The following is a 255-nucleotide window of genomic DNA, read 5'->3' as shown; positions in this document are numbered from 1 at the left end:
TCAGACGAACAGATTGTTCGGATATTGCAAGAGGCAGATCGTTCGCCAATAGCAGAGGTTGCCAAGCGCCACGGGGTCAGCGAACCCTCGATTTACAGCTGGCGTAAGAAGTTTGGCGATCTAGGTACAGACGATGTCAAACGCTTAAAGCAACTCGAGCAAGAGAACGGCCGTTTAAAGAAGATCTTGGCAGAGCGCGATCTCGAGATTGAAGTGATGAAGGAGATTGCCGTAAAAAAGTGGTGAGCGTGCAAG

The 255-nt window shown here is 49.8% G+C and carries 1 pseudogene; it reads left to right on the top strand.

Annotation, left to right across the window (positions count from 1 at the left end):
• Positions 1 to 240: pseudogene (locus ICN39_RS11100) on the top strand (transposase); the annotation flags it as partial.
• Positions 241 to 255 lie beyond the last annotated feature (15 nt).

This window comes from Polynucleobacter sp. AP-Reno-20A-A9 (assembly GCF_018882085.1).
Lineage (GTDB): Bacteria > Pseudomonadota > Gammaproteobacteria > Burkholderiales > Burkholderiaceae > Polynucleobacter.
This window is presented reverse-complemented; position numbering and strand designations above follow the sequence as displayed.